The sequence below is a fragment of the Kitasatospora sp. MBT66 genome (genome assembly GCF_000710405.2).
Classification (GTDB): Bacteria; Actinomycetota; Actinomycetes; order Streptomycetales; family Streptomycetaceae; genus Kitasatospora; species Kitasatospora purpeofusca.
In genome coordinates this window covers 1-540 of sequence record NZ_JAIY01000036.1, presented here as the reverse complement: position 1 = coordinate 540, position 540 = coordinate 1, and the positions used below count along the sequence as shown (strand labels likewise).

Genomic DNA, 540 nt, shown 5'->3' with positions numbered 1-540 from the left:
GAAGACCAACCTCGCCCGCTTCACCGGCACCATGCAGGGGCAGCGCGACATCCGGTCCGTCGCCGAGCTGATCACCGACGGGCTGACGCCGCTGGTCGGCGCCCAGTACGGGGCGTTCTACCTGGCGGAGGAGGGACCGCAGGGGACGGTCCTGGCCCGGATCAGCGCCTACGGCGGACAGGGCGGCACCGCGGCGGAGACAGCCGCCGAAGAGGGCGGCAGAGACGGCGGCAGAGACGGCGGCGGACCGGCGCGGGTCCGGCTCGGCGAGTCGCTGGTCGGCCAGGCGGCCCGCTCCCGGCGCACCGTCACCGTGGACGACCTGCCGCCCGACTACGCGACGATCGGCTCCGGCGCCGGCGCCACCCACGCCCGGTCCGTGCTGATCCTGCCGATCGCCCTGGAGGAATGGCTGCTCGGCGTCATGGAGTTCGCCTCCGTCCACCCCTTCAGCGCCGTCCACCGCGACCTCCTGGAGCAGTTCGCCGAGGCCTGCGGCGTCAACATCGGCACCCTGCTCGCCAACGCCCGCACCGACGA

General features: G+C 74.1%; 1 protein-coding gene. It reads left to right on the top strand.

What is annotated here, in order from left to right:
• The coding region (locus BI06_RS45305) for a GAF domain-containing protein (RefSeq protein WP_043479127.1) at nt 1–540 on the top strand (540 nt) is incomplete at both ends.